Origin of the sequence: Mesorhizobium norvegicum (assembly GCF_004919685.1) — a bacterium.
Lineage (GTDB): Bacteria > Pseudomonadota > Alphaproteobacteria > Rhizobiales > Rhizobiaceae > Mesorhizobium > Mesorhizobium norvegicum.
The window spans coordinates 21,739-43,019 of record NZ_SMYZ01000064.1 but is presented as its reverse complement, the minus strand read 5'-3'; the positions used below and the strand labels follow the sequence as shown (position 1 = coordinate 43,019).

Sequence of the window (21,281 nt, the reverse complement as noted above, 5' to 3'; positions counted from 1 at the left end):
GCCGAAGCCCGGCGCGGGCACTCACCTCACGCCTTGCGGCGCCACGCTTCGAGAATTCTGCTGACCGTCTGCGGCTTGACGCCTGTCGCCTTGGCGATGGCGGCCACATCGCCCTGCCCGGCGCAGGCGAAAACCAGCGTCACCTGCGCATCGAGCTCGGCATCATCGACCGGCGCGGCCCGCTCCTGTCCGATGCGCGCGGCAAAGCCGGCCTCGAACAGCAGCTTGGCAAGGCCCGTCGGCGACAGGCTCTTTTCGCGCGCACGCTTGCTCACTGCCTCGTGCACCTTGGGCGACACGTCGAAGGCGAACTGCTTGCGCTCGATCGACTGGCGGCCCTCGCCGAGAAGCCGCCGAAGCAGCGGGCGGCGTGGTGGGCGCAATAGGAGGTCTCGCCGGAGACTATCTCGCCGCAGAACAGATGCAGTCCGCCCGGCGGCGCATCGTTGACCGGAAAGCGGCACTGGTCCTTGGCAAGCTCGGTGATCGGCAGACGCCGGCTGCCGGCATCGTAGACGGCGGGCTTGATGACAGGCTTTGGGCGCGGCGGCGGCGTCGGGGCACGCAACATGAGAAGATCCTTGTCGATGGGTGGCATGTCGAGGGTGGCGTCGAGAAAGGCCCTGTTCGGCAGATATTCCGGATGCAGCCGCGTCTTCTCGGCATGCGACAGATCGCGATAGCGCCGCGCGCCAGGCTCGAAACGCTGCGTCTTTTCCGGCCTTGCCGGCGGTGCCGGTCTGCGCGGCAGCGCCTTGTTAGGGCCGCCGCCATGGCCGGCGCGGCTGAAGCCGATCGCGGCCAGCGTCTCGTTGCGGTGGACGATGCCGATGATGGCATTGCGGCTTACGGCGCATTGCCGAAGGCTGGAGAGTTCCGCAGCGACCTGCGAGGCCGAAAGGTCTTCCTTCAGCCACCCGGCGATGGCGTCAATTTCATGCGGCGTATAGGCCATGGTCCCGGTCATCTACGCCGCCACCTTCCGGCGCGCGCGATAGAGCGAGCTGATTCCTTCGTCGATCTCGCGAACCGCCGTACGCTTCGCCGCGGCGATGTCGGTGCGACTGGTGACGACGGCCGCGAGCGAGGTGACCGCCTCGCTGGTTTCCTTGTGGAGGTCGGCCAGATCCTCGACACTGAGAGCTTCCGGCTTTTCCGGTTCGAGCGGCACGAGCGTGTAGCCGAGCATATTCGCCAGTTCCTCCATCATCATCGGCGCGCCCAACTGGCGGTCGAGAGCGACGATGACGGCGGCGTTGATGAAGTTCGGCTCCGAGCGCGAACCGTATTTCGACAGCATGTCGGTCGGCACGCCTGCAACGTGCTGGAACACGCCCGGTCCACCGGCGAGCTTGATCAGCTGCTCGGTGCGCGCCTTGATGCGAATGCGGTCTTCCGGCGTCGTCAGGAAGAGGGCTGGATCGAGCTTGGACATGGCAGCTTTCCGGCAAAGCAGAGCCGTCAAGGAATTTTTCCGGAGAAATGATTCCGTGCAGGCAGGAAGTGGTTGATTCAGTGTGCGGGCAGTTCAACGCGCCCTACGGAGGCCTCCATGCCTTGCTCATTTCCGCACCCCCTGAGTTCTGTTCCCCAGCGCTTCCCGCGCGCTGCTGAAGCGCCCCTGGTCACGCCGGACGAAGTGAGGCACATCGCCGATATCGTCGCCGACATCATCGGCCGCCGGCCGGGCCAGCGACGGGATGCCGATCCGGTCGGCATAGGTGCAGATGCCGCGCGCGATGATCTCGTCGGCGGCAAGGCCGGTAGCATCACCCGCCAGCTTGAGGATCAAGGCGACTGCGGGCGCGATGGTGATCGAGAGAGTGACCACGCCGGAAGGCTCCGGCGCGGTCGCAGCCTGGTCGTCTGCGGCGGCGAGCGGACAGCTTTCCGTGAAATGGTGAAAGGCCGCGCCGGCCCGGGAGGTGTCACGGACCGGCGCGGCAGGCTCTGCGCATGGGTTGAAAGCTTGGGAGGCCTGCGCAGTGGGGTAACGTGGAACCAGGCGTTTCGTAAATTCGCGCGGCGCGCTGGCGCATGGGCTGGCGAGGTCTTTCATGCGGCGCTCTCGCGGTCTTCGACAGCAAGCGGCACGGCAGCGTCCAGCAAGGAGGCCGGGTTTATCCCTGCGATCTGGCGCTCCTCGGCCTTGCGGATCAGGGCAGGCCAGTATTCCACCGGGATTGATTCGCGCCTGCGCATCGCCTTGGCGGTGCCGTACTCAACGGCGATATCGGCCGCGAATTCGGTCAGGCTGGGCCAAAGGTTGATAACGTCGGCGTGCGTCATGAGTAAGGAGGTACACATCATACCCCCATCCTGTCAAGCGGCAGGGCATTACTTGTACCCTGTTGTTAGGGTATTTTTTGCACCATGACCGATGAAGAACGCCTTGAACGCGAACAGCGCGCCGCACGCCTGCGAAAGGTCAGGGCCGATGCCGGCTTCGCCGGGCCAAAGGCGGTTGCCGACGCCCTCAACATCAACGTCAACACCTACAAGGCCCACGAAGCTGGGCGAAACGGCTTCAGTGTCGCCGCCGGCAATGCCTATGCCGACCTATTCGGCGTGTCTGCCGTGTGGCTCTATATGGAGATCGGCGCCCGCCAGGAACCGTATGACGGCGAGGCTGCCCGTTCGTTGCGCGCTCTCATGCAGCGAATTGCCAATGCGGCCGACGTCGTTCGCGAGCGGATCGTGGCCTATGCCGAATTCGAACTCACCCGCATCGACACCGCCACAAGGTGATGCTTGTGGTCGACGTGCACATCCCACGCGCCGCCGTGCATCTTCTGCAGCGCGTCGGCAAGCGCAAGTGCCGCGCCGTCAACATATTCGGTCGAGGTGATTGCCCGGTTTCCAGCCTTGGCCGCCGTTGTCGCGAATATCATAGCCGAAACAAGTGCGCGGCGATTAACCATAACACTTGGTAAAAGTGCATGCCCTTCCATGTCTGGATTTCCCCTGGCCCATTTGTTCTTACTCTTATGCCTGAACGAGCAAATACACGCTCTCATTAGCCGTCTGTCAATTCACAACAAAGCCTTTCCGTACACTCATGGCGGGATGACACATTTTTGGCACATCGCTACCAATCTGGCACCATTTCGAAGCTGTTTGGTTTCGGCCATAAACGGCGCATGCCTCAAGGTGACGACCCACGCCACAATCTCAGACTGACGCCAGCGCTGAAAACCCGTCTGGCGCATGCGGCAATCGATTCCGGGCGCTCGATGAACGCCGAGATCCTGGCCAGGCTCGAGCATTCCTTTGCCCCCGATCCGGCAGCCCAGATCGCCGAGGTTCTTCGGCCGCTGGCCGGCCTGAACGATGCCCAGCGCCACAAGGTGGCCGAACTGTTGACCGCCGCTGGCATAATCATGGCTGCCGCCCTAACCACGGCAACCGACAAGAAATAAAACAAACGCAGATCGCAGTGAAATCCCATGCCAACAAACTGCATGATTCATGTACCTGCGATTTTGAAGGTATAAAAGATACCCGTATCGCTTGACATGCACGGGTACATATAATACCCCATTGGTCCGAACCGCAATCGGATCATTCCGCTATGACCCCCGCCCAGCGCCTCAGCGCCCTCGCCGACGCCTCGCCGGATGTCGCAGCATGGATCACCCGCCAGCTGCTCGCTGGGCGCAAGCCGTTTTCCGAGGTGCTCGCCGAACTGGAGGCGCGCCCTTAGATGGTCAGCATCGCAACCACACCGGAGATCGCCGCCCTTCTGGCTGCCAACGCACCGGTCGCGATCGGCGTTTCCGGCGGCAAGGATAGCCAGGCGGCTGCGGTGGCGACCATCGGCTATCTGCGCGGCATCGGCCATCGCGGCCTACAATTGCTGATCCACAGTGATCTCGGCTCGGTCGAATGGAATGACTCGCTGCCCATGTGCCGCAAGCTCGCTGCCCATGTCGGCATTGAACTTGCCATTGTTCGCCGCAAGGCGGGCGGTCTGATGGAGCGCTGGGAAGCGCGCTGGGACAGCAGCAAGATGCGCTACGAGGCGCTGTCGACCGTGACACTGGTGCCTTGCTGGTCGACGCCGGCGATGCGGTTCTGCACATCCGAACTCAAGACCCACATCATATCGGCTGAACTGAAGCGCCGGTTCCCTGGCCAGACCATCATCAACGTGACCGGCGTTCGCCGCGCCGAGAGCGCCCAGCGCGCCAAGGCGACCATCGCCAGCCCGGATGCCGAGGGGCGCATCTGGAGCTGGCGGCCGATCGCCGACTGGTCCGAGCAGGATGTGTTTTCCCTCATCGATCACAGCGGGCTGCCACCTCACCCCGCCTATCGGGATTTCGGCATGAGCCGAGTTTCCTGCCGGTTCTGCATCATGTCCAACCTTGCCGACTTGACCGCAGCAGCAGCGCAGCCGGAGGCACATGACCTGTACCGCCGCATGGTGGCGCTGGAATCGACCAGCAGCTTCGCCTTCCAGGGCGCGCGATGGCTGGGCGACGTGGCGCCGCATCTACTGGCCGCCGAAGGCCGCGCGGCGCTTGCCGACGCCAAGCGCGTGGCCGCCGCCAGGACGACCGCCGAGAAGCGCATCACCAAGCCGATGCTCTACGTAAAGGGCTGGCCGACGCGCATGCTGTCCGACGACGAAGCCGACACTTTGGGCGGCGTCCGCCGTGAAGTCTCCGATCTGCTGGGCTTACGATCTGAAATTCTCGACCGCTCCAGCATTCATGCCCGCTACGCCGAATTGATGGCTGCCAAGCCACAGGGGCAATGCTGATGGGCCGCGACATGATCGAAGAGCAGGCCTTGCTGGAGCTGAGCCAAACGCAGCGCGAGGCGCTGGCCTGCCGCTGGCCGCTGATCCTGATCGAGGCGACGCGGCGGCCTGACCTGGCCGAGGACATCCGCCGCGAACTGACCGAGGAACCAGCATGAGTGCGCCGCTCGACCATGTCGCCCGCGGCTATGACCGCGTCTGCGATGCCAGCGGCAAGCCGCACATCGTCTGCCGGTTCTGGCCCGAATGCCAGTGCGGCGAAAACTGCGACGACCAGCACGACACGCGCATGATGCGCCGCATCCTGGTCGGCTTCATCGCCGCCGTGCTGGCCATCGCCGGCGGGCTTTTCATCTGGGGAATGCGCTCGTAGCGAGCCAGCCCCGCCATCCAACTGTTTTGAAAAAGGAGAGAAAACGATGACTGCCGCAGCGCTGAAACCCAGCACCTTGCCAACCATCCTGACCAAGGCCGATCCGAACAGTCCGGCCTTCCGCGTCGAAGGACGCACCCGCATTTTCCTGAAAGGCGGCACGATCATCAACGTCGGCGCCGGCGGCGTCGAGAACGTCAGCGACCATGAAATCACGCTGCTAGCAGCCGGCCTGGTTGCCGGCCGCGACCTCGCCATCTACGCCGACGAGGACGGCGCGGTGACGGCGGTTCCGGATGGCGAGCGCGTTACTGAGGGCCTGCTCCAGTTCGGCGGTTTTCATTACGCACCGGGCGGCAATGCCACCGGCCGCACCGGCGGCGACAGCGAGCCGGCGATCAACCCGTTCTCCTGCTGGGATTTGAGCTTTCGCCCGGCCTGCCCAGATCCGCGCGGCATGGCTCTGGTCGATCTGCCCGGTGGCGCCAAGGTCTGGGTCGACATCTACAAGCTCGGCGTCAATCATCGCGACAAGGGCACCAGCCGGTACGGCGAGACGATCGCCGACGGCTATGACCTGCCGCAAGCGGTCGGCGGAACCGGCCTCGCCAAGGCGCTCGACTACGCCACGGCCGCGGCGATCATGGCGCATCACGGCAAGCAACTGTTGTCCTATGACGAGTTCCGCGTTGCTGCCCTTGGGGTCACCGAAAAGACTGCTGCCGATCGCGACCCGAAGGTGAACGGGCTCGACGCCGCCCGCACCTCGCAGCGCGGCATCATGCAGGCATCAGGAAACCTCTGGGACTGGGGCCACGATGGCGACCCGGAAACGCCCCGCGCTTCCATCTTCGGCGGCTCGTGGGTCGGCGACAACGCCGGCTCCCGGTACGCGAACTTGGACTACTGGCCCGAGAACTCGAACGAGAACATCTCGGCGCGCGGCCGCAGTGACGACCCTTTCCCGGCTCGGCGTTCTTCTGGGTCATGGCCCCGCCGGCCCTTTCACCAAGCGACATCCGCCTCTCGGCGGATGCGCTGGGGTGGTCAGCCCGGTCATCCGGCTTCGGCGAACACACTTCTGGGTCCGGTACAGCGGGGAGTAGCGGGCAACGCCCGTCGAAACCCGCGACCGGCAAGCGGAGTTATGATGATGGGCAAGAAGCATCGCAACCTGATCGGCGCGATCACCGCCGATGCAACCATGCTCGAGGCGCTGCGGCTGACGTCGCGTGGCAAGCGGCTGACCCCGGCCAGGCTGGAGTTCAAGGAGTTCGCCGCGCTCAATCTCGAATCGCTCGCCCTCGAAATGGCTGACGGCACTTATGTCCAGGGCGAGCCACATGAGTTCAACATCTTCGATCCCAAGCTGCGCACCATCTCGGCGCTGCCCTTCCGCGATCGTATCGCTCAGCACGCGCTATTCCAGGTCATCGCGCCAATTTTTGACGCAACCCTGCTTCCACGCACTTTCGCCTGCCGGCCGGGCAAAGGCACCCATGTCGCGGCGAGCATGCTGCAGGGCGACATCAGGCGGCTGACGCGACCCAATCCTTCCGGCCAGGCGGAGCCGCTGTTCGTCCTGAAAACCGACTTCTCCAAATACTTCGCATCGATCGACCGTGCTGTGCTGTGGCGGCTGATCGAAGCCAAGATTTCGTGCCGGGCCACGCTACGCCTGATCGAGGCGATGCTGCCGCGCCATGGCATCGGCCTGCCGATCGGCAGCCTGGTGTCGCAGATATTCGCCAACGTCTATGGCGGCATCGTCGACCGGCATTTGCAGCAGGATCTCGGCGAGCGCCACTGGTATCGTTACATGGACGACATCGTCATTCTTGGCCGTTCGTCGGAACACCTGAAGCGCGTCCGCCTGTCGATCGAGGCGCTGTCGCGTGGGCAGCTCGGGCTGCGCTTCTCCAAATGGTCGATCCAGCCGGTAGCCCGCGGCGTCAACTTCGTCGGCTACCGCATCTGGGCCACGCACAAGCTGCTGCGCCGCGACAGCGTCACCCGCGCCCGCCGCAAGATCAGGGCCTACCGCGCCGCCGGCGATCATCACCGGCTGCAAAAGTTCCTTGCGGCATGGACCGGCCATGCCGGCTGGGCGGACAGTTTTCATCTGATGCGCAGCCTAGGGCTGGAGGAGAAGCGGAATGGCTGACGAGGCCGCCTTTTGGCTCGAACTGCGCGAACCTGGTTGCGTCCCTCAAGGCAAGGGTCCTTTCCCCGCTGCACTGACGACGAAGACGCTGCGCGAGTTCATGGAAGCCAGGCCCTCGGCCTTCATCACCGTGGTGTCGTTCGACGCCTACGGCCGACCGATGTTTCAGGACGGCCCGGAGACCCTGATGCAGGCAGATGGCCGATCGACCCAGCGCGCCATGCGCCACATCGCTTCATCGAAAGCAGCGTTCGAAACCGGTGAGGCGCTGACGAAGATTTCCAGCGCGATCGACCGCTACCACGCCGCCCTTACCGCCCGCGAACACGGTGGCATCGCCGCTGATCGCCTGGTCAACGCCGTTCAAGAGATCATGGGGAAACACTGGAATGGCTGACAGAACCAGCATGCACAACCTGCTGTCCGAGCGCTTCGTCCGAGATGTGGTCGGCTCCGCCATCAAGGATGGAGCATCTTATTCTGACCTGATGGTTTTGTCTGAAACCGTCCAGCTCGGCATGATGGAAATTCTGAACAAGCACTACGGCCTTGCCCCTGCGGTCGCTGTTGGATTGGGCGAGGCCAGCCTTCAGCACGCCATCGAGCGCTTCTCTGAACTTCGGAAAGGGGCGCGCTGATGGGCGTCCGGATAGAAACCCTCGGCTACCCAAGTCGGACAGATGCCGTGCTGGCGCTGCGCAGGCAGGGCATCTCGACGGCGGAGATTGCGGCACGCATCGGCATAAAGACGACGACCGTCTCGGCGCTGGAGCATTCTGCCGGCCGCGCCAAGCGCGCGCCTCGCCCGCTCGAAGAACTATGCCGCACGGTCTTGTTTCCGATCGACGTGCTCAACGCTTTGGGCCCGCACGCGGCGAAACGAAATATGCATCCGAACCGGCTGGCTCGTCTCATCGTCGAGACTGTGAGCGACGAGAAGATGATCGACGCCGTTCTGGACGACGCTGACGATTTGAAGGGTTGGGCATAATGGCTGACAAATCCGCCATCGAATGGACCGACGCGACGTGGAACCCCGTTGTCGGCTGCTCCATCGTCTCGCCCGGCTGCACCAACTGCTACGCCATGAAGATGGCCGGCCGCATCGAGGCAATGGGCGGCGCCAAGCACTACGCCGGCACGACGAAGAAGGTGAACGGCAACACCATCTGGACCGGCAAGCTGGCGTTGGCGCCGGAAAAGACCCTGTTGCAGCCGCTAACCTGGCGCGCGCCGCGCCGCATCTTCGTCAACTCCATGGGCGATCTCTTCCACGAGGACGTGCCAGACGAGTGGATCGACCGCGTCTTCGCCATTATGGCGCTCGCCCCTCAGCACACGTTCCAGGTGCTGACCAAGCGCGCGACGCGCATGCGGGAATATCTGACCGAAGGCATCGGCAGGATCCGCGCTTGGACGCCTTCCGACGCTCAGTTTCGCGCATGGTGCCTTATGCCATCGCTCGCAGAAGAAGCAGCCGGATGCCCGGCACCGGCATGGCCCCTGCCGAACGTCTGGCTTGGCGTCTCCGCCGAGCGCCAGCAGGAAGCGGACGAGCGCGTTTCGTCTCTGTTGTTCACCCCGGCAGCGATCCGCTTCGTCTCGGCCGAGCCCTTGCTCAGTGAGATCAACTTCCGCCGGATCTCGCTCGGCACCAGCGCCGGCACCTTCATCGACCATCCTGAAGTCCGCGAGGCTGAATTCACGATCGATGCGCTGGGCGGCGCACCGAGGTCCAGCATTCCCGGCCTCGACATGATCATCGCCGGTGGCGAGAGCGGCCCGAAAGCGCGCCCTATGCATCCAAATGCACCGCGTAGGATCCGCGACGATTGCACCGCAACTGGCAAGGCGTTCTTCTTCAAGCAGTGGGGCGAATATCTGCCCGTCGGACAAAACCTCCCGGGCCACGGAAAGGTCCACGGCGCGACGGCGGTCAAACCGGGCCGAATGAAACTGCACTACGGCGGCACCCCCCAACAGGCGCCAAGGCACGCCTTTGCAGATGGTGGCGTCGAGTTCGCATCGACCTCTGATGGTCACTTGACATTCCGCGTCGGCAAGAAAGCCGCCGGCCGCCTGCTCGACGGAATCGAGCACAAAGCCTTTCCCAACCTGCAACCTGTGGAGTAACTGCAATGACCGCAAGACTGACCGAACTCACCGCCAGCATCGTCCAGGCCTATGTGAGCAATAACCCGGTGCCGGCCGCCGGCCTGCCGGATCTCATCGCCAGCGTCGACGCCGCGGTGCGCAAGCTGGCCGGCGAACCGGCAAAACCGACCGAGGCCCCCGTGCCGGCCGTCAACCCGAAGCGCTCGGTTTTTCCTGACCACATCATCTGCCTTGACGACGGCAAGCCCTTCAAATCGCTGAAGCGCCATCTGGCAGCACTCGGCATGACGGCGGACGAATACCGCTCCAAATGGGGCCTCGGCGCCGACTATCCGATGGTCGCGCCGAACTATTCGCAGAAGCGTTCGGCCCTGGCCAAGGCGTCCGGCCTCGGCCGCGCCGGCAGCCACCACGCGCTGCAATAGGCGCCGGGCTGATGAGCAGGTCAGGTTACGTCGAGGACATGGACGACCAATGGCGGCACATCATGTGGCGCGGCACGGTCAAGAGCGCCATTCGTGGCAAGCGTGGCCAGGCATTCTTGCGCGAAATGCTGGCCGCCATGGATGCGCTGCCCGAGAAGAAGCTCGTCGCGAGCGAACTGGAGGCAGGCGGCCAGGTCTGCGCCATCGGGTCGGTCGGCCGCGCCCGTGGCGTCGACATGAGCAAGCTCGACCCAGAGAACTATGACGCCATCGCCGGCACCTTCGGCATCGCCGCGCCGCTGGCGCAGGAGATCGTCTACATGAACGACGAGTACTGGAGTTGGTCGACCGACGAGAATGGCTACATCCGGCATGACGAGGACGGTAAAAGCATCAGGATCACGCCGGAAGAGCGCTTCGAAAAGATGCGGGCGTGGATAGAGGGGCATCTTTCCAAAGCCGGACCAGCGCCATGACGATCGAGAAGGAAGCCGGCCAGCAGCAGATCGTCTGCGAATGCGGCACCAGCCAGACACGCACCTATCAGGCCGACGAGTTCGACGTGATGGTGTCCGACGCTCGCCGCGAAGGCTTTATCTTCGCCAAGGTCGCCGGCGAGTGGCAGCACACATGCCAGGATTGCTCACGCCCTGCTAGGCCCCAAGGGAGGCTTCTATGACGATCAGCAAAGAGGTGGCGCCGGTAGCAGTGAAGGCGCTCGACATCGACAGAGCATCGGAATCGATCGCCGAAATGGTGGCGGACTGGTACGGAAATGCGCCGCTACCGAACGCGCGTATCACAGCGAGCGTTATTGCACAGCGCCTCGCCCGCTTCATCACCATCCCCGCAACGGCAGATCTCGCAGCCATTCCGGCCCCGCAAAGCTCGGTGCTGCGACCTGCCGATGAATGGTCGGAAGAGGACGGCCCCGTTCTCTGGTGGCGCTTCCCAATCGCCGAGGCGCCGTATGTAGGAAGCCCACTTGATTGCGGACAAACCGTCGAAGTCGAGCTGCGCGCGCATGGCGTTGAGAAACTCATGCGCGCCAATGTTGGCGGATGGCCCGGATATCACACCCATTGGCAAGCGATTGCGGAACCGCTCACCCCCTCAACGCAGGATCCACATCGTCCAGAGGTGTCGCCGTGAAAGCCCTGACCATTTGGCAGCCATGGGCAACGCTGATCATCGCTGGCGTCAAGCCCTATGAGTTTCGAGGCTGGCCGGCTCCTGTCTCACTGCGCGGCCAGCGCATCGCTATCCATGCCGGCGCCCGGCCGGTCAAAAAGGCGGAGCTTGCAGACCTGATCATCCGCCTACGCTCGCCCGAGGCTTGGTCGACAGCGCTGAAGCCCGAGGCGCTGGAGATGCTAGAGCGCTGGCATTCCAACCCGCTTGCCCTACCGCTCGCCTCGATTGTCGGCACGGCCGTGCTCGGCCAGCCGGCGCGCGCCTTCGAGATCGTCTCGGAATTCGGCGCCAAGCTTAACGACAGCGATCGTGACGCACACTCGAACTGGGCGTGGCCGCTGACCGATATCGAGGCGTTGCAACCGATCCAGCCCGCCAAGGGAGCGCAAGGCTTTTGGGACTGGAGGCCGGCTTGACCGCCCTGCCCTATATCTTCCGCTGGGATCGCCAGAGCCGCAAGGGTGAACGCTGCGCGGTCACGGCACGAAGCCGCGCCGGAACCGCCTCGTTCGCTCTGGCGGGCTTCGGACGGCCTGCTATGGCCCGTTTCAACTCGATCCGGGTCGAGTTCGTCGACGGCTATGCAATGATCACCAGCGGCAACGCCATCCGGAAGGCCAGCCCGTGAAACACGACACCACGCCCCTGGGAGCCTCCGTACCGCGCATCGCGATGTCGCTGACCAAGGTGGCGATCGCCATGGACGTCAGCCCCACAAGCGTGCTGCAGATGGTCGAGGAAGGCCTTTTGCCCAGGCCACGCGTCTGGCATTCCCGCAAGCTTTGGCGGGTTGCCGAGATTGACGCCGCGCTTGCCGAGTGGCCTACTGACGGCGAGCAGCAGGAGCAGGACGGCGAGCCGGGACGGTGGGACGCCGACTGATGGAAGATTTGGCGACGATCGACCTGCCCTATATCGAGGCGAACAAATCGCGGCATGGTCGCATGCGATACTATTTCCGCTTCGAGGGCGTGAGGGTCTGCCGCCTTCCCGACGATCCAGAATCGGAAGCCTTTTCCACCGAATACTGGACAGCGCGCAACAAGGTCGACAAAGGCGAGACGCCCAAGCCCTCGGCAAAGGCCACCCTGCCCGGCCATCCACTGCCGAACAGCTTCCGCTGGCTGTGCGTGCTGTATGTGAAGTCGGACGCCTTTCTGAAGCTGGACAAAACGACGCAGGCCAAGCGGCGGCAGATCATCGATTCGATGTTGCTGGAGCCGGTGAAGACCGGCGGCGATGATCTTTTCGCCGACATGCCGTTGAAGCAGCTCACGATCGACAACATCCAGAAGCTCCGCAACCGCAAGGCCGATACACCCTTCGCCGCCGATGAGCGGCTGAAGGTCCTTCGCCAGGTGTTCGAAACCACGCGCGACGGCCGGGACGGCAAGCCGGTGCCGATCATGCAGGTCAACACCGCGCGATTCGTCCGGTCGTACCGCAAGAAGACGGACGGGCATGAGACCATCACCAGCGAGGAGATCGGCATCTATGTCCGGCACCATGGCACCAGTTCAAAGGCCGTGCTGGCTCTGACGCTGCTGATGTATGTCGGCTTCCGCGTCTCCGACCTGCAGGCGATCGGTCCAAGACACCGCCGCGCGGACATCTTCATCTTCCGTGTCTTCAAGGGCAGGAATCGCCGGCCGAAGACACTCGAGGTGCCGATCCATCCGATTCTCGCGCTCGTGCTCGACATGCACAAGATCGCCGGCCTCTACTACATGATGACCGATTATGGCCACCCGTTCTCGATCAAGGGCCTATCGCAGAGGGTGTCGGAATGGTTCAACCAGGCCGGCCTACCCCATCTGACGGCGCACTCGGTGCGCAAGGGTCTGGCTACCAAGATCGCCGAAAACGAAGCCACTGATTCGATGATGGACGGGCTATTCGGCTGGGACGACGGCAAAACCTCAAAAATCTACACCGCCCGCAAGCAGCAATCCCGGCTCGCCAGGCAGGCCGTCGAGCGCATCGACTGGGGTGAAATCGGGAACGTATTGCCACACCCTGCGGATACCGGTTCGGTTCCGGCTGCCACACCTGCGGAAATTATCGAACAAAATCATTCATCAAGCGTCCGCCGCGCTTGAGAATGGAGGCCTCGCCCGGAATCGAACCGGGGTGCAAGGATTTGCAGTCCTCTGCGTAACCACTCCGCCACGAGGCCTCGTTGCTCCCGGCGTTCCACCCGGTTCCAATAGGTTGCGGCGAAAATGCCGTCAAGCGGCCACCGTGCATTCCGAACGGTTTCCTCTGCGCCAGTTCAGGGCAGCATCCGTCAAATCCTCATTACCCAGGCAACACAACGGCATATTAGCGGATTGTTAAGCATGGCTTGTCGCTGGAAGAAACGCATCCACGGCCCATGCGTTGAGCACGCCAGGAGGCAAACACATGCATCAGGCAACGGTGGTAAAAGACAAGAACGCGTCGGCCAGCCTGTCTCTGCCGCAGTGCGGAGAGCTTTTGCACTACGCCATCGATCGCCTGTCCATCGAAGGTGCGGGCAGCCTGTCGCCGCACAACAGGGCAAGGCTTGCCTCAGCCGCGGTAATTCTCAAACAGATCCACGAAGCACTGGAAGAGCACGCCGCCCGCTGAAGCGGCCCCTTCCGCTACCGAACGTCAATCCGGTCGGCGGCGCCGTTCCCACCAGACGACAAAGCGGCGTCGGTGACGGCGCACCATGGCGAACTCATAGGACAGCACCAGCAATCCGAGCGGAACCATCCAGAAGCCGAGGATCGGCAGGAATCCGAGGATGCCGCCGATGGTCAGCAGGAAGCCGATGGTGATTCTGAGCCCGCGCGAGCGCGGCATCTTGAACTCACGCCCGAAAACCGAGATTTTTCGCGCCGGCATCTGGTTGTCTTGTGCTGTCATCGTCTCGAAAGGTTAATCCGTTTTGATCGTTCAGGAGCACCGCTAAACCAAAGCCGCAGCCGCGCTTTCGGTTCCGTATCCCTGGCAAGACGGCTAATATGAGGGCATCCGCCGACGATTGCGAGAAACCCCTGCGCGAAAAAGCCTCGGAAAAATGCGAAATGCTTCTTTGCAAAGCCGAAAAGGGCAGCTATAGGCTGCGCCACTCACATAAGAGCCTCCGTTCCCCGGTAGCTCAGTGGTAGAGCAACCGGCTGTTAACCGGTTGGTCGCTGGTTCGAATCCGGCCCGGGGAGCCATTTCAGTACAAAACTGCGAACTTCGCGCCCCGCCGTGCACACGCCAGGCTTTTCGCCTGACGCTACAAGTGTCTGAAGAAGCGTAGCCTTTGATCCCTTGATCAGAATCCGCTCAGCTCCAATGTCAACTCGCTGCACCAGCGTTTGCAGATGGTGACGCCTAAAGCTTCCGTCCCCATCCCGGAGTCGCTGCGTGGCAGCTTCTGCGAACCGCGCAACCGCCTCATGCGTTATCTTGACCGCATGGCTGTCTCGGTCCATCGCGCGCTCGGCATCGGCGTTGGCCGCATCCCGAATTCTCTTCAACTCCGCGATTCGTCCCTTGAGGTTGCTATCCGCCAAATCAGCCAGACCGTTCTCGATCGCTTCATAAAGTCGCGTGAGCTTCCCCTCGGCGTCAGCAGCCTGTCGTCGCAGATCGCCGGCCCGGTCCTTCTCGCGATTGTTTTGCTCTGCCCTTCGTCGTAGCAACCCGGACAGCAACGCCTCGAGCCTAGCTGGGTTCAAAAGTCGCTGTTCCACATAGTTCGCGACCAATTCGTCGAGTTTCTCCATCGGCATTGTTCGACCCTTGCAACCGGTCTGTCCCTGCCGGGCGGTCGTGCAACAGGTGTAGTATCGATACTGTTTTCCCTTTCCCGAGGTGCGCAGGGTCATCGCACCTCCACAGTCCTCGCAGAACACGACACCACCCAAGAGCATCGGGCTGTTCACGAATCGAGGCGCCCGCAACTGCGGGCTTCGCGACTTAAGAAGCTCCTGTACGGTATTAAATTCATCCTCTTCGATGATCGGCTTCACCTCGACTTCGACGACATCTTCCGCAGCCTTCTCAACGCCCTTCCGTTTGCCGCTGACGTTAAAACGATGTCGCCCGATGTAGGTCGAGCGCGTAAGGACCTGATGGACTCCTCCGAGACCCCACCGGCCTCCGGTTTGTGTCCGAATCCCGCGATTGTTCAGATAGCTGGCGATCTGACGCACTCCCATCGGGCCGTTATCGCTGTCGCCGGCACGCGCCAAACGAAACATCAAGCGGACATGGTCGACGGTGAGAGGGTCAGGTTCGATTTTCTTTTTGGTCCGGGTGCCACGTTGCTCGGCGGCCACGGTCCGGTAGCCGTAGGGTGGTCTGGACCCATTCCAGAAACCCTGCCGAGCGTTTTCGCGCATAGCCCGAAGCGTATGCTTGGCGTTCTCCTTGGACTGATACTCATCGAATAGCGCCATGATCTGGCGCATCATGGTACTCATGGGATCGTCGCCGAGATCCTGTGTAACTGACGTCAGCCGAACATTGTTCTTCGCCAACCGTCGGACATAGAACTCGAGCTGAAACTGATCGCGAAAGAACCGTGAGAACGAGTGGACAATGATAGTGTCGAAGGGCGCTGGGCGTTGCGATGCAGCGTCCATCATTCTCTGGAATTCGGGCCGCTTGTCGTCGGTCGCCGACGCACCTGGCTCAACAAACTCCGTCGCCACCGCAATTCCCTTCGTCTGACAATAGGCCTGTAGCTGGCGACGCTGGTCGGGGATTGAAAGGTCGTGCTCAGCCTGCCGGCCGGTCGATACGCGGAGATAAAGCGCGGCTCGGCCGGATATAGCCAAGGTGGAGCTCGCTTTGGCATTCATGAGCGGCCTCCTCTCGTCAGGTCAGTTTCTAGCTCCAAAAATTTCATCAAGCAGATCGGAGCAGTGAACCTCAAACAGGTCCAACTCTCGCTCCGAAATGGGAATAGGATCGGACCAATCGTCGAGGATTTCCGGTTGCCACTCCTTCTTGTACCGTTTCGCTCGGTTAGATTTTGGACAGCGACTAGGTACGGCGTAGTCGAATAGACCGGTGAGCTCCGTCGACCTGCGAAGTGGAAAGGCTGACATTCCGCCATTGTCTCTGCCCAAATCAAAATTGCTAGCCGATACAAGGCATTATGTGAGCTATCGAAGGCGGGCATTCGGATGCTGCCGAAGGCTGCCGACCTCAATTGGCTCCTGTCTGCGATCGTGGAGAAGTGCATATCGGCGGGTCTACACGGCCCGCCCGTGGCATTGCGCCCCCTTGGCATTGGTCCTTCGAGTTAGAAATTAGGCAAGCCAGCACGAAGGTGCGCCGACACTCCAAACCCAAATCGGTATTTCGCCTTGTGCCTTACGATCCGTCAGGGCCGAATATCTGACTCAGCCCACCTTGCCGGCTAATCCGACCAATATCGTCGAATGCCGAGCGAATCTGGGGCCAAGGAAACTCAGTATCGGCTTGCGAAGACTGCCCTTCCCTCAGCACGGCATCAAGTTTGGCTGCCACACCGGCAAGGGACGCTGCGGGGGTTTTCGACAACAGCTCAAGCAGGTCCTCTGCTCGATCGGCGGCCTCGCGTTCGGCGCGCAATGTCGCCGAGTAGCCAATCTCCCTGTCGGCGGCATCCCAGTGCGCCTGATGAGCCGCAAAATCGGCTTCGGCCTTCCCACGAACAGCCGATTCCGCTGGAGCTATATCGAGCATCTCGGTAAGCGCCTCAAGTGAATACAGCCTTGCGTTCTCTCCGTCGTGCAGCCGCACAGTCGTGCAAGGAAATCCGACCGTTTCGGCAAGCTTGCGCTCCAGACGCTGCTGCTGACGGCACAGCCGCTCGGTCCGCTGGTGTGCTGCCTGCCATTTGCCCCACGCCGCAATCGCAGGATCGGCGGATAGGTCTATTTCTAAATCGGTGCCGGCAAATGCTTTGCGCTTTGATCCCGCAAGTGCAATTGCCGTTCCTACAAGCATCCTCCTGCGGGTGACGAGAGGCGGAGTCGTGCTATTGTCGGAATCAGTCATGATCCGAGCTCCTCATAGCTTGGTTGTGGTTAGGTCGGGCTGGGCGTGCTAGCGCTCAGCTCGGCCGATAGGGGAAACATCATCTTATACAAATTGATTGACGTCAATCGGATTGATAGAATGGAACGTGCGCTAACGGTAGAGCAGTGTCGTGGCGCTCGCGCGATGCTTGGATGGAGCCAAGAACAGTTAGCTGAAGTAGCGACCGTTGCTCGACAGACGATTGCAGATTTTGAACGCGGGGCGCGTATGCCGATCGCCAACAATCTGACGAGTATAAGGCATGCCCTGGAAGGTGCCGGAATCGAGTTCTTATCCGAGAATGGGATCCGATACAGAGCGCGCAGATGACAACGTCATTTGAACCGATCTCCCGGTTTGACAGCCGATCCTTGGTGGCGCAATCCGTGACCGTTTTGGGGCCGAAAGCGGAATGGCGGCTTCGAGGCTCGGAAGGCCAGAAGCGGACCTTTAAGCGCCGTGCGTATATCGACGTGACCTGACCAGTTGCTGACCTGGTTATGGTTCGCTGCCATACGATCCGATGATGATTGGGCCGCTGCAAGGGTTCTCAATAACCCTCGGGCGGTCAATACGTGGCGTCCCACGGGGGCTCTGTCGCCAAGTTGTACGTCACGTGCGCACTTCACAAGCCACCCCGGCCATAGCGCCAATGCCAAGCATGCATTAACATTCCAGCTCGACCCCGTTGGGGCTGGCCAGTGATCTGTTCAAAGGGAAGTACCCATGACCAATCATTGCTGTGGACCGGGCTATGCTTCTCCAGCCGAGGCGATGACGGCACCTCGCGAAAAGCTGCTCTATACGATTGCCATCTACACCGGCACGGGCATTCAGAAGCCGGACTATCTGTGCACCATCGATGTCGACCCGGAGAGTTCGACCTACAGCCAGGTGATTTCGCGTTTGCAAATGCCGGGTATTGGCGATGAGCTTCATCACTCGGGCTGGAATGCCTGTTCGTCGTGCCATGGCGATGCGAGCATGGAGCGGAAATATCTGATCGTGCCGGGTGTGCGCTCGTCAAATCTGCATATTGTCGATTGCGGTACCGATCCGCGCAGCCCGACACTGTTCAAGGTAATAGACGGCGCTGAAATCAAAGCCAGGACCAACTTGTCGGCACCGCACACGGTGCATTGCCTCGGTTCGGAAATCATCATTTCCATGCTTGGCGACGCTCAAGGCAATGCCCCTGGCGGCTATTTGCAGCTCAGCAAGGAGTTCGAGATTGTCGGCCGTTGGGAAAACTCCATGGGCAGCATCAAGTTTGGTTATGATTTCTGGTACCAGCCGCGACACAACGTGATGGTCAGCTCGGAGTGGGCCGCACCCAATACCTTCATGCCTGGCTTTGACCTGGAAGAGGTTGGTCATCTGAAATATGGCCGAGAGATCCATTTCTGGGATTTTGAAAAGAAGGAGCCAAAGCAAACATTCTATCTCGGTGAAGATGGCTTGATCCCACTGGAAGTGCGATTCCATCACAATCCCGACAGCAGTCACGGCTTTGTTGGCGCGGCCCTTTCTGCAAATATCATCCATTGGTGGAAGGATGCGGCGGGTGATTGGCAATGGGAAAAAATTGTCGATGTCGGCAATGAGCCGCACCCCGAATGGCCGATCCCAATACCGGGCGTGATCTCGGTCATTCTGCTCAGCATGGACGATAGATACCTCTATCTCTGCAACTGGTTGCATGGCGACATCCGTCAGTATGACATCTCGGATCCTCACAATGCCAAGCTTACCGGACAAGTGTGGATGGGCGGACTTCTCGACCGTGCGCCTGAGGTCAATGGCGTGAAAGTGACTGGCGGGCCTCAGATGATACAGCTCAGCCTCGACGGCAAGCGCCTCTATGTGACGACCTCACTCTTCTCGACCTGGGATAATCAGTTCTATCCGGAAATCCGCACCAATGGCGGATGCATGCTAATGGTCAATTGCGATACGGAAAACGGCGGCATGGAAATCGATCCGCTATTCGTTGTTGATTTTGGTAAGGAACCAAATGGACCAAGCCGCTGCCACGAAACCCGTTATCCCGGCGGTGATTGCACGAGTGACATTTGGGTATGACCAGCTTCACCATCACTCTCGCCAATCAAGGCGGTGCGGCCTTTGACGTCGATCACCGCAAGCCCCTCTTGCAAAGCTTGCGCGAGCAGGGCGTGGATCTGCCGTATGGGTGCAAGTATGGCGGCTGCATCACCTGTGCAGCCAAAATAATCAGCGGCAAAGTCGATCAAAAAGCGCAGCGGGCGCTGAACAACCGCCAGATCAACTATGGCTATATAATCCTCTGCGTCGCCCGCCCTATGAGCGACTGCACGCTGGAGGTCGGCGTTGAGAGCCACGACAAGCTCTATCGCAACCCCTTCCTTGACCCGCTGGCCGCTCATGAATTGAAAGCCGATATTGCGACCCCGTTGGAAGCAAAGAAATGACCCATATGAATCATGATGAGCCCTATTCGGAGGCTTATCTGCAAGACATTCTGAAATCGGTCAAAACCATCGCGATGGTGGGGGCCAGCCCCGATAAAACCAAATTTTCCTATGGGGTACTCAGGGTGCTGCACGAAATCGGCTACGACATGATCCCGGTCAACCCCAGTCCCGGTCTGGACGAGATTCGAGGGCTTAAGGTGTACGCGTCACTAGCGGCCATCGACCGGCCTGTGGATATGGTTGAGGTTTTTCGCCGCTCCGAAGATCTGTTGGAAGTTGCACAGGAGGCCATCGCAATCAATGCCAAGGTTCTGTGGGGTCAGATTGGGGTGCGCGATGACGCTGCCGCCCAGTTGGCGGAGGAAGCGGGCTTGAAAGTGGTGATGAACCGCTGTCCCAAGATTGAGTTGTTCCGCCCCTTCTGGAAGCCAAAGCTGCATTTGGGAATATGACTGCAGGGGCGCAGAATTCGGGGTTGTCGCGGCAACCAACCTGTTCCCTCTGAGGTCTCAGACGTTGATTCTGCTAGCAGACTGAATTTTGCCCGAGGTACGATGCCAGATGATCGCTGAGATCACGCGCGTCGTCGCCAGCGCCGTCGATCAGAGCAGACTTGCGGCGGCGCAGAAACTGCGTCCCCATCAGGTACAGGCCCGGATGTTCCACTACACCGCCGTCGTGACGGACGTGGCCCTTGCGGTCGAGGACCGGCAGTTCCAGCCAGGAGTAGTCCGGCCGGTAGCCGGTGGCCCAGATGATCGTCCTGATAGCGCCTCCGGCAAGATCGAGGCCGAGCGGCGGGTTGTCCTCGACACGGGTCGGCGGCGGGCGATCCGGCGGCCCGACCGTAGCGTCCAGGCCGTTGGCGCGCGCCCATTCGTCGATGAGGTCGAGCAGCCGGGCCATCTTGAGATCGGAAAGCGCGCACATGTTGCGCAACGACCCCGCAAACTGGGCCTTGCCGTCTTCGGTGATGCCGGCAAGACGACCGATGAGCCGGACGCCGAGGTCGTCGAGCGCATTGAGGTCGAGGGTGGTGCGGTCGGGCGTGCCGGCAAGCTGCAGCGAAGGAACCCGTCGCGCCCGCCTGATGTCGTCCACCTCGTCGTAACGCTCGTCGAGCACGCCGGCGGCGTCCATCCACCATTCCAGGTCCTTGCCGCGATAGACGCGGGGCGCCCGGATGTGCTCGCCCACCGACAGGGTCACTTGACGCCCCGAACGCTGCAGTTCCTGTGCGATCTGGGTGCCGCTCGACGACGCGCCCACCACCATCACGCCACCGTCGGCGACCTGACCCGGATTGCGGTAGGACTGTGCCGTCAGCATGGCGACCGACGGCGGCACGCGGCTGGCGACGTCGGGCAGGCGCGCGATGTTGCACGCGCCCGACGCCAGCACGACGGTCCGGCACCGCCACTCGCCGCGGTCCGTGCGCACAAGATATCCCGCCCCGTCACTGCGAACCGAGGTAACGGTCGTGTGGGTTCTGACCGGAGCCGAGATCGCCTTGGCATAGTTCCCGAGGAAGTCGATCACCTCAGGCATCGTCCGGTAGCCGTCGGGATCGTCGCCGTCATAGCGGAAGCCCGGCAGCCGGCTCTGCCAGTTCGGGGTGAGCAGCCGCAGTGAATCCCATCGCTCGGTGCGCCAGGTATTGGCGATCTCGCCGCGCTCCAGCAGCACATGGTCGATAGAGCGCTCCGCCAGGCAGCGGCTCATCGCGAGCCCCGCGTGCCCCGCGCCGACGATCACTGTG

At 61.7% G+C, this 21,281-nt stretch carries 34 protein-coding genes, 2 tRNA genes and 1 pseudogene; 26 read left to right on the top strand and 11 right to left on the bottom strand.

What is annotated here, in order from left to right; all coding sequences use genetic code 11:
* Positions 1-26: 26 nt before the first annotated feature.
* The 5 genes from FCU66_RS25820 to FCU66_RS25800 all read right to left on the bottom strand — a co-directional run bounded on the left by FCU66_RS25820 (position 27) and on the right by FCU66_RS25800 (position 2,289).
* A complete protein-coding gene (locus tag FCU66_RS25820) occupies positions 27-275 on the bottom strand; it encodes a hypothetical protein (RefSeq protein ID WP_136617032.1) in 249 nt (82 codons plus the stop codon).
* Positions 272-967, bottom strand: a complete 696-nt coding sequence (locus FCU66_RS25815; protein ID WP_136617031.1) for a GcrA family cell cycle regulator — start codon at positions 965-967, stop codon at positions 272-274. Before FCU66_RS25815 ends, FCU66_RS25820 begins: the two co-directional genes overlap by 4 nt.
* Positions 968-1,435 (bottom strand): hypothetical protein, encoded by a 468-nt coding sequence (locus tag FCU66_RS25810; protein WP_136617030.1) that lies wholly within the window; start codon positions 1,433-1,435, stop codon positions 968-970. It lies immediately after the preceding gene.
* Between the two features lie 126 nt (positions 1,436-1,561).
* On the bottom strand, positions 1,562-2,059 hold the full coding sequence (locus FCU66_RS25805; protein WP_136625451.1) for a hypothetical protein: 498 nt from the start codon (positions 2,057-2,059) through the stop codon (positions 1,562-1,564).
* Complete coding sequence (locus tag FCU66_RS25800; protein ID WP_136617028.1) at positions 2,056-2,289, bottom strand: hypothetical protein; 234 nt, start codon at positions 2,287-2,289, stop codon at positions 2,056-2,058. Before FCU66_RS25800 ends, FCU66_RS25805 begins: the two co-directional genes overlap by 4 nt.
* 84 nt (positions 2,290-2,373) lie before the next feature.
* Here FCU66_RS25800 and FCU66_RS25795 point away from each other — a divergent pair, with 84 nt between their 5' ends.
* Positions 2,374-2,748, top strand: a complete 375-nt coding sequence (locus tag FCU66_RS25795) for a helix-turn-helix transcriptional regulator (protein WP_136617027.1) — start codon at positions 2,374-2,376, stop codon at positions 2,746-2,748.
* Here the strand turns inward: FCU66_RS25795 and FCU66_RS25790 are convergent.
* Positions 2,703-2,951 carry a hypothetical protein gene (locus tag FCU66_RS25790; protein ID WP_136617026.1) on the bottom strand — a complete coding sequence of 83 codons (249 nt, stop codon included), beginning with the start codon at positions 2,949-2,951 and terminating at the stop codon, positions 2,703-2,705. The two genes, FCU66_RS25795 and FCU66_RS25790, sit on opposite strands and share 46 nt — an antisense overlap.
* 189 nt (positions 2,952-3,140) lie before the next feature.
* Between FCU66_RS25790 and FCU66_RS25785 the strand changes: the two genes are divergently transcribed.
* The 18 genes from FCU66_RS25785 to FCU66_RS25710 all read left to right on the top strand — a co-directional run bounded on the left by FCU66_RS25785 (position 3,141) and on the right by FCU66_RS25710 (position 13,135).
* Complete coding sequence (locus FCU66_RS25785) at positions 3,141-3,419, top strand: Arc family DNA-binding protein (protein WP_136617025.1); 279 nt, start codon at positions 3,141-3,143, stop codon at positions 3,417-3,419.
* A gap of 152 nt (positions 3,420-3,571) precedes the next feature.
* Entirely contained in the window at positions 3,572-3,703 is a 132-nt protein-coding gene (locus FCU66_RS42575) for a hypothetical protein (protein ID WP_281285543.1), read from the top strand.
* On the top strand, positions 3,704-4,765 hold the full coding sequence (locus tag FCU66_RS25780) for a phosphoadenosine phosphosulfate reductase domain-containing protein (RefSeq protein WP_136617024.1): 1,062 nt from the start codon (positions 3,704-3,706) through the stop codon (positions 4,763-4,765).
* Positions 4,765-4,923 carry a hypothetical protein gene (locus FCU66_RS41270; RefSeq protein ID WP_168991794.1) on the top strand — a complete coding sequence of 53 codons (159 nt, stop codon included), beginning with the start codon at positions 4,765-4,767 and terminating at the stop codon, positions 4,921-4,923. Before FCU66_RS25780 ends, FCU66_RS41270 begins: the two co-directional genes overlap by 1 nt.
* On the top strand, positions 4,920-5,138 hold the full coding sequence (locus FCU66_RS25775; protein WP_136617023.1) for a hypothetical protein: 219 nt from the start codon (positions 4,920-4,922) through the stop codon (positions 5,136-5,138). The genes FCU66_RS41270 and FCU66_RS25775 overlap by 4 nt, the downstream gene beginning before the upstream one ends.
* Positions 5,139-5,184: 46 nt before the next feature.
* On the top strand, positions 5,185-7,302 hold the full coding sequence (locus tag FCU66_RS41685) for a reverse transcriptase domain-containing protein (RefSeq protein ID WP_206077110.1): 2,118 nt from the start codon (positions 5,185-5,187) through the stop codon (positions 7,300-7,302).
* Positions 7,295-7,699: a hypothetical protein gene (locus FCU66_RS25765; protein WP_136617022.1), complete on the top strand. Its 405-nt coding sequence runs from the start codon at positions 7,295-7,297 to the stop codon at positions 7,697-7,699. Before FCU66_RS41685 ends, FCU66_RS25765 begins: the two co-directional genes overlap by 8 nt.
* Positions 7,692-7,940: a hypothetical protein gene (locus FCU66_RS25760; protein WP_136617021.1), complete on the top strand. Its 249-nt coding sequence runs from the start codon at positions 7,692-7,694 to the stop codon at positions 7,938-7,940. Before FCU66_RS25765 ends, FCU66_RS25760 begins: the two co-directional genes overlap by 8 nt.
* Before the next feature lie 47 nt (positions 7,941-7,987).
* Complete coding sequence (locus tag FCU66_RS25755; protein WP_136617020.1) at positions 7,988-8,293, top strand: hypothetical protein; 306 nt, start codon at positions 7,988-7,990, stop codon at positions 8,291-8,293.
* The gene (locus tag FCU66_RS25750; protein WP_136617019.1) at positions 8,293-9,435 is read left to right on the top strand and encodes a phage Gp37/Gp68 family protein; all 1,143 of its coding nucleotides are present in this window, start codon (positions 8,293-8,295) and stop codon (positions 9,433-9,435) included. Before FCU66_RS25755 ends, FCU66_RS25750 begins: the two co-directional genes overlap by 1 nt.
* A gap of 5 nt (positions 9,436-9,440) precedes the next feature.
* On the top strand, positions 9,441-9,842 hold the full coding sequence (locus FCU66_RS25745) for a Ros/MucR family transcriptional regulator (protein WP_136617018.1): 402 nt from the start codon (positions 9,441-9,443) through the stop codon (positions 9,840-9,842).
* A gap of 11 nt (positions 9,843-9,853) precedes the next feature.
* Entirely contained in the window at positions 9,854-10,318 is a 465-nt protein-coding gene (locus FCU66_RS25740) for a hypothetical protein (RefSeq protein ID WP_136617017.1), read from the top strand.
* Positions 10,315-10,521 (top strand): hypothetical protein, encoded by a 207-nt coding sequence (locus FCU66_RS25735; RefSeq protein ID WP_136617016.1) that lies wholly within the window; start codon positions 10,315-10,317, stop codon positions 10,519-10,521. Before FCU66_RS25740 ends, FCU66_RS25735 begins: the two co-directional genes overlap by 4 nt.
* Positions 10,518-10,994, top strand: a complete 477-nt coding sequence (locus tag FCU66_RS25730) for a hypothetical protein (protein ID WP_136617015.1) — start codon at positions 10,518-10,520, stop codon at positions 10,992-10,994. Before FCU66_RS25735 ends, FCU66_RS25730 begins: the two co-directional genes overlap by 4 nt.
* On the top strand, positions 10,991-11,452 hold the full coding sequence (locus tag FCU66_RS25725; RefSeq protein WP_168991793.1) for an ASCH domain-containing protein: 462 nt from the start codon (positions 10,991-10,993) through the stop codon (positions 11,450-11,452). Before FCU66_RS25730 ends, FCU66_RS25725 begins: the two co-directional genes overlap by 4 nt.
* Positions 11,449-11,664 (top strand): hypothetical protein, encoded by a 216-nt coding sequence (locus FCU66_RS25720; RefSeq protein WP_136617013.1) that lies wholly within the window; start codon positions 11,449-11,451, stop codon positions 11,662-11,664. Before FCU66_RS25725 ends, FCU66_RS25720 begins: the two co-directional genes overlap by 4 nt.
* Positions 11,661-11,918, top strand: coding sequence for a hypothetical protein (locus FCU66_RS25715; RefSeq protein ID WP_136617012.1), 258 nt, complete (start codon positions 11,661-11,663; stop codon positions 11,916-11,918). The genes FCU66_RS25720 and FCU66_RS25715 overlap by 4 nt, the downstream gene beginning before the upstream one ends.
* Positions 11,918-13,135, top strand: a complete 1,218-nt coding sequence (locus tag FCU66_RS25710) for a tyrosine-type recombinase/integrase (RefSeq protein WP_136617011.1) — start codon at positions 11,918-11,920, stop codon at positions 13,133-13,135. The genes FCU66_RS25715 and FCU66_RS25710 overlap by 1 nt, the downstream gene beginning before the upstream one ends.
* 3 nt (positions 13,136-13,138) lie before the next feature.
* On the opposite strand, the gene FCU66_RS25705 is transcribed toward FCU66_RS25710, so the two are convergent.
* Positions 13,139-13,212 (bottom strand) — tRNA-Cys (locus FCU66_RS25705).
* Positions 13,213-13,439: 227 nt separating this feature from the next.
* Between FCU66_RS25705 and FCU66_RS25700 the strand changes: the two genes are divergently transcribed.
* Positions 13,440-13,646 (top strand): hypothetical protein, encoded by a 207-nt coding sequence (locus FCU66_RS25700; RefSeq protein WP_136617010.1) that lies wholly within the window; start codon positions 13,440-13,442, stop codon positions 13,644-13,646.
* 24 nt (positions 13,647-13,670) lie between these two features.
* On the opposite strand, the gene FCU66_RS25695 is transcribed toward FCU66_RS25700, so the two are convergent.
* On the bottom strand, positions 13,671-13,928 hold the full coding sequence (locus FCU66_RS25695; RefSeq protein ID WP_056581953.1) for a hypothetical protein: 258 nt from the start codon (positions 13,926-13,928) through the stop codon (positions 13,671-13,673).
* Between the two features lie 224 nt (positions 13,929-14,152).
* Between FCU66_RS25695 and FCU66_RS25690 the strand changes: the two genes are divergently transcribed.
* Both FCU66_RS25690 and FCU66_RS42070 read left to right on the top strand, forming a co-directional pair.
* Positions 14,153-14,227 (top strand) — tRNA-Asn (locus FCU66_RS25690).
* A 150-nt stretch (positions 14,228-14,377) separates the two neighbouring features.
* On the top strand, positions 14,378-14,695 hold the full coding sequence (locus FCU66_RS42070; RefSeq protein ID WP_246094006.1) for a hypothetical protein: 318 nt from the start codon (positions 14,378-14,380) through the stop codon (positions 14,693-14,695).
* 63 nt (positions 14,696-14,758) lie between these two features.
* Here FCU66_RS42070 and FCU66_RS42065 read toward each other — a convergent pair.
* Positions 14,759-15,862 (bottom strand): annotated as a pseudogene (locus FCU66_RS42065) (recombinase family protein); the annotation flags it as partial.
* A 517-nt stretch (positions 15,863-16,379) separates the two neighbouring features.
* Positions 16,380-17,048: a hypothetical protein gene (locus FCU66_RS25675; RefSeq protein WP_136617008.1), complete on the bottom strand. Its 669-nt coding sequence runs from the start codon at positions 17,046-17,048 to the stop codon at positions 16,380-16,382.
* Positions 17,049-17,168: 120 nt separating this feature from the next.
* Here FCU66_RS25675 and FCU66_RS25670 point away from each other — a divergent pair, with 120 nt between their 5' ends.
* The 4 genes from FCU66_RS25670 to FCU66_RS25655 all read left to right on the top strand — a co-directional run bounded on the left by FCU66_RS25670 (position 17,169) and on the right by FCU66_RS25655 (position 19,974).
* Positions 17,169-17,399: a helix-turn-helix transcriptional regulator gene (locus FCU66_RS25670; protein ID WP_342778201.1), complete on the top strand. Its 231-nt coding sequence runs from the start codon at positions 17,169-17,171 to the stop codon at positions 17,397-17,399.
* Positions 17,400-17,795: 396 nt separating this feature from the next.
* On the top strand, positions 17,796-19,151 hold the full coding sequence (locus FCU66_RS25665) for a selenium-binding family protein (RefSeq protein ID WP_136617007.1): 1,356 nt from the start codon (positions 17,796-17,798) through the stop codon (positions 19,149-19,151).
* Positions 19,148-19,519: a 2Fe-2S iron-sulfur cluster-binding protein gene (locus FCU66_RS25660; RefSeq protein ID WP_136617006.1), complete on the top strand. Its 372-nt coding sequence runs from the start codon at positions 19,148-19,150 to the stop codon at positions 19,517-19,519. The genes FCU66_RS25665 and FCU66_RS25660 overlap by 4 nt, the downstream gene beginning before the upstream one ends.
* Before the next feature lie 5 nt (positions 19,520-19,524).
* Complete coding sequence (locus FCU66_RS25655) at positions 19,525-19,974, top strand: CoA-binding protein (protein ID WP_031212498.1); 450 nt, start codon at positions 19,525-19,527, stop codon at positions 19,972-19,974.
* A gap of 73 nt (positions 19,975-20,047) precedes the next feature.
* Here FCU66_RS25655 and FCU66_RS25650 read toward each other — a convergent pair whose 3' ends face one another.
* On the bottom strand, positions 20,048-21,277 hold the full coding sequence (locus tag FCU66_RS25650; RefSeq protein ID WP_281285542.1) for an NAD(P)-binding domain-containing protein: 1,230 nt from the start codon (positions 21,275-21,277) through the stop codon (positions 20,048-20,050).
* Between the last annotated feature and the right edge of the window lie 4 nt (positions 21,278-21,281).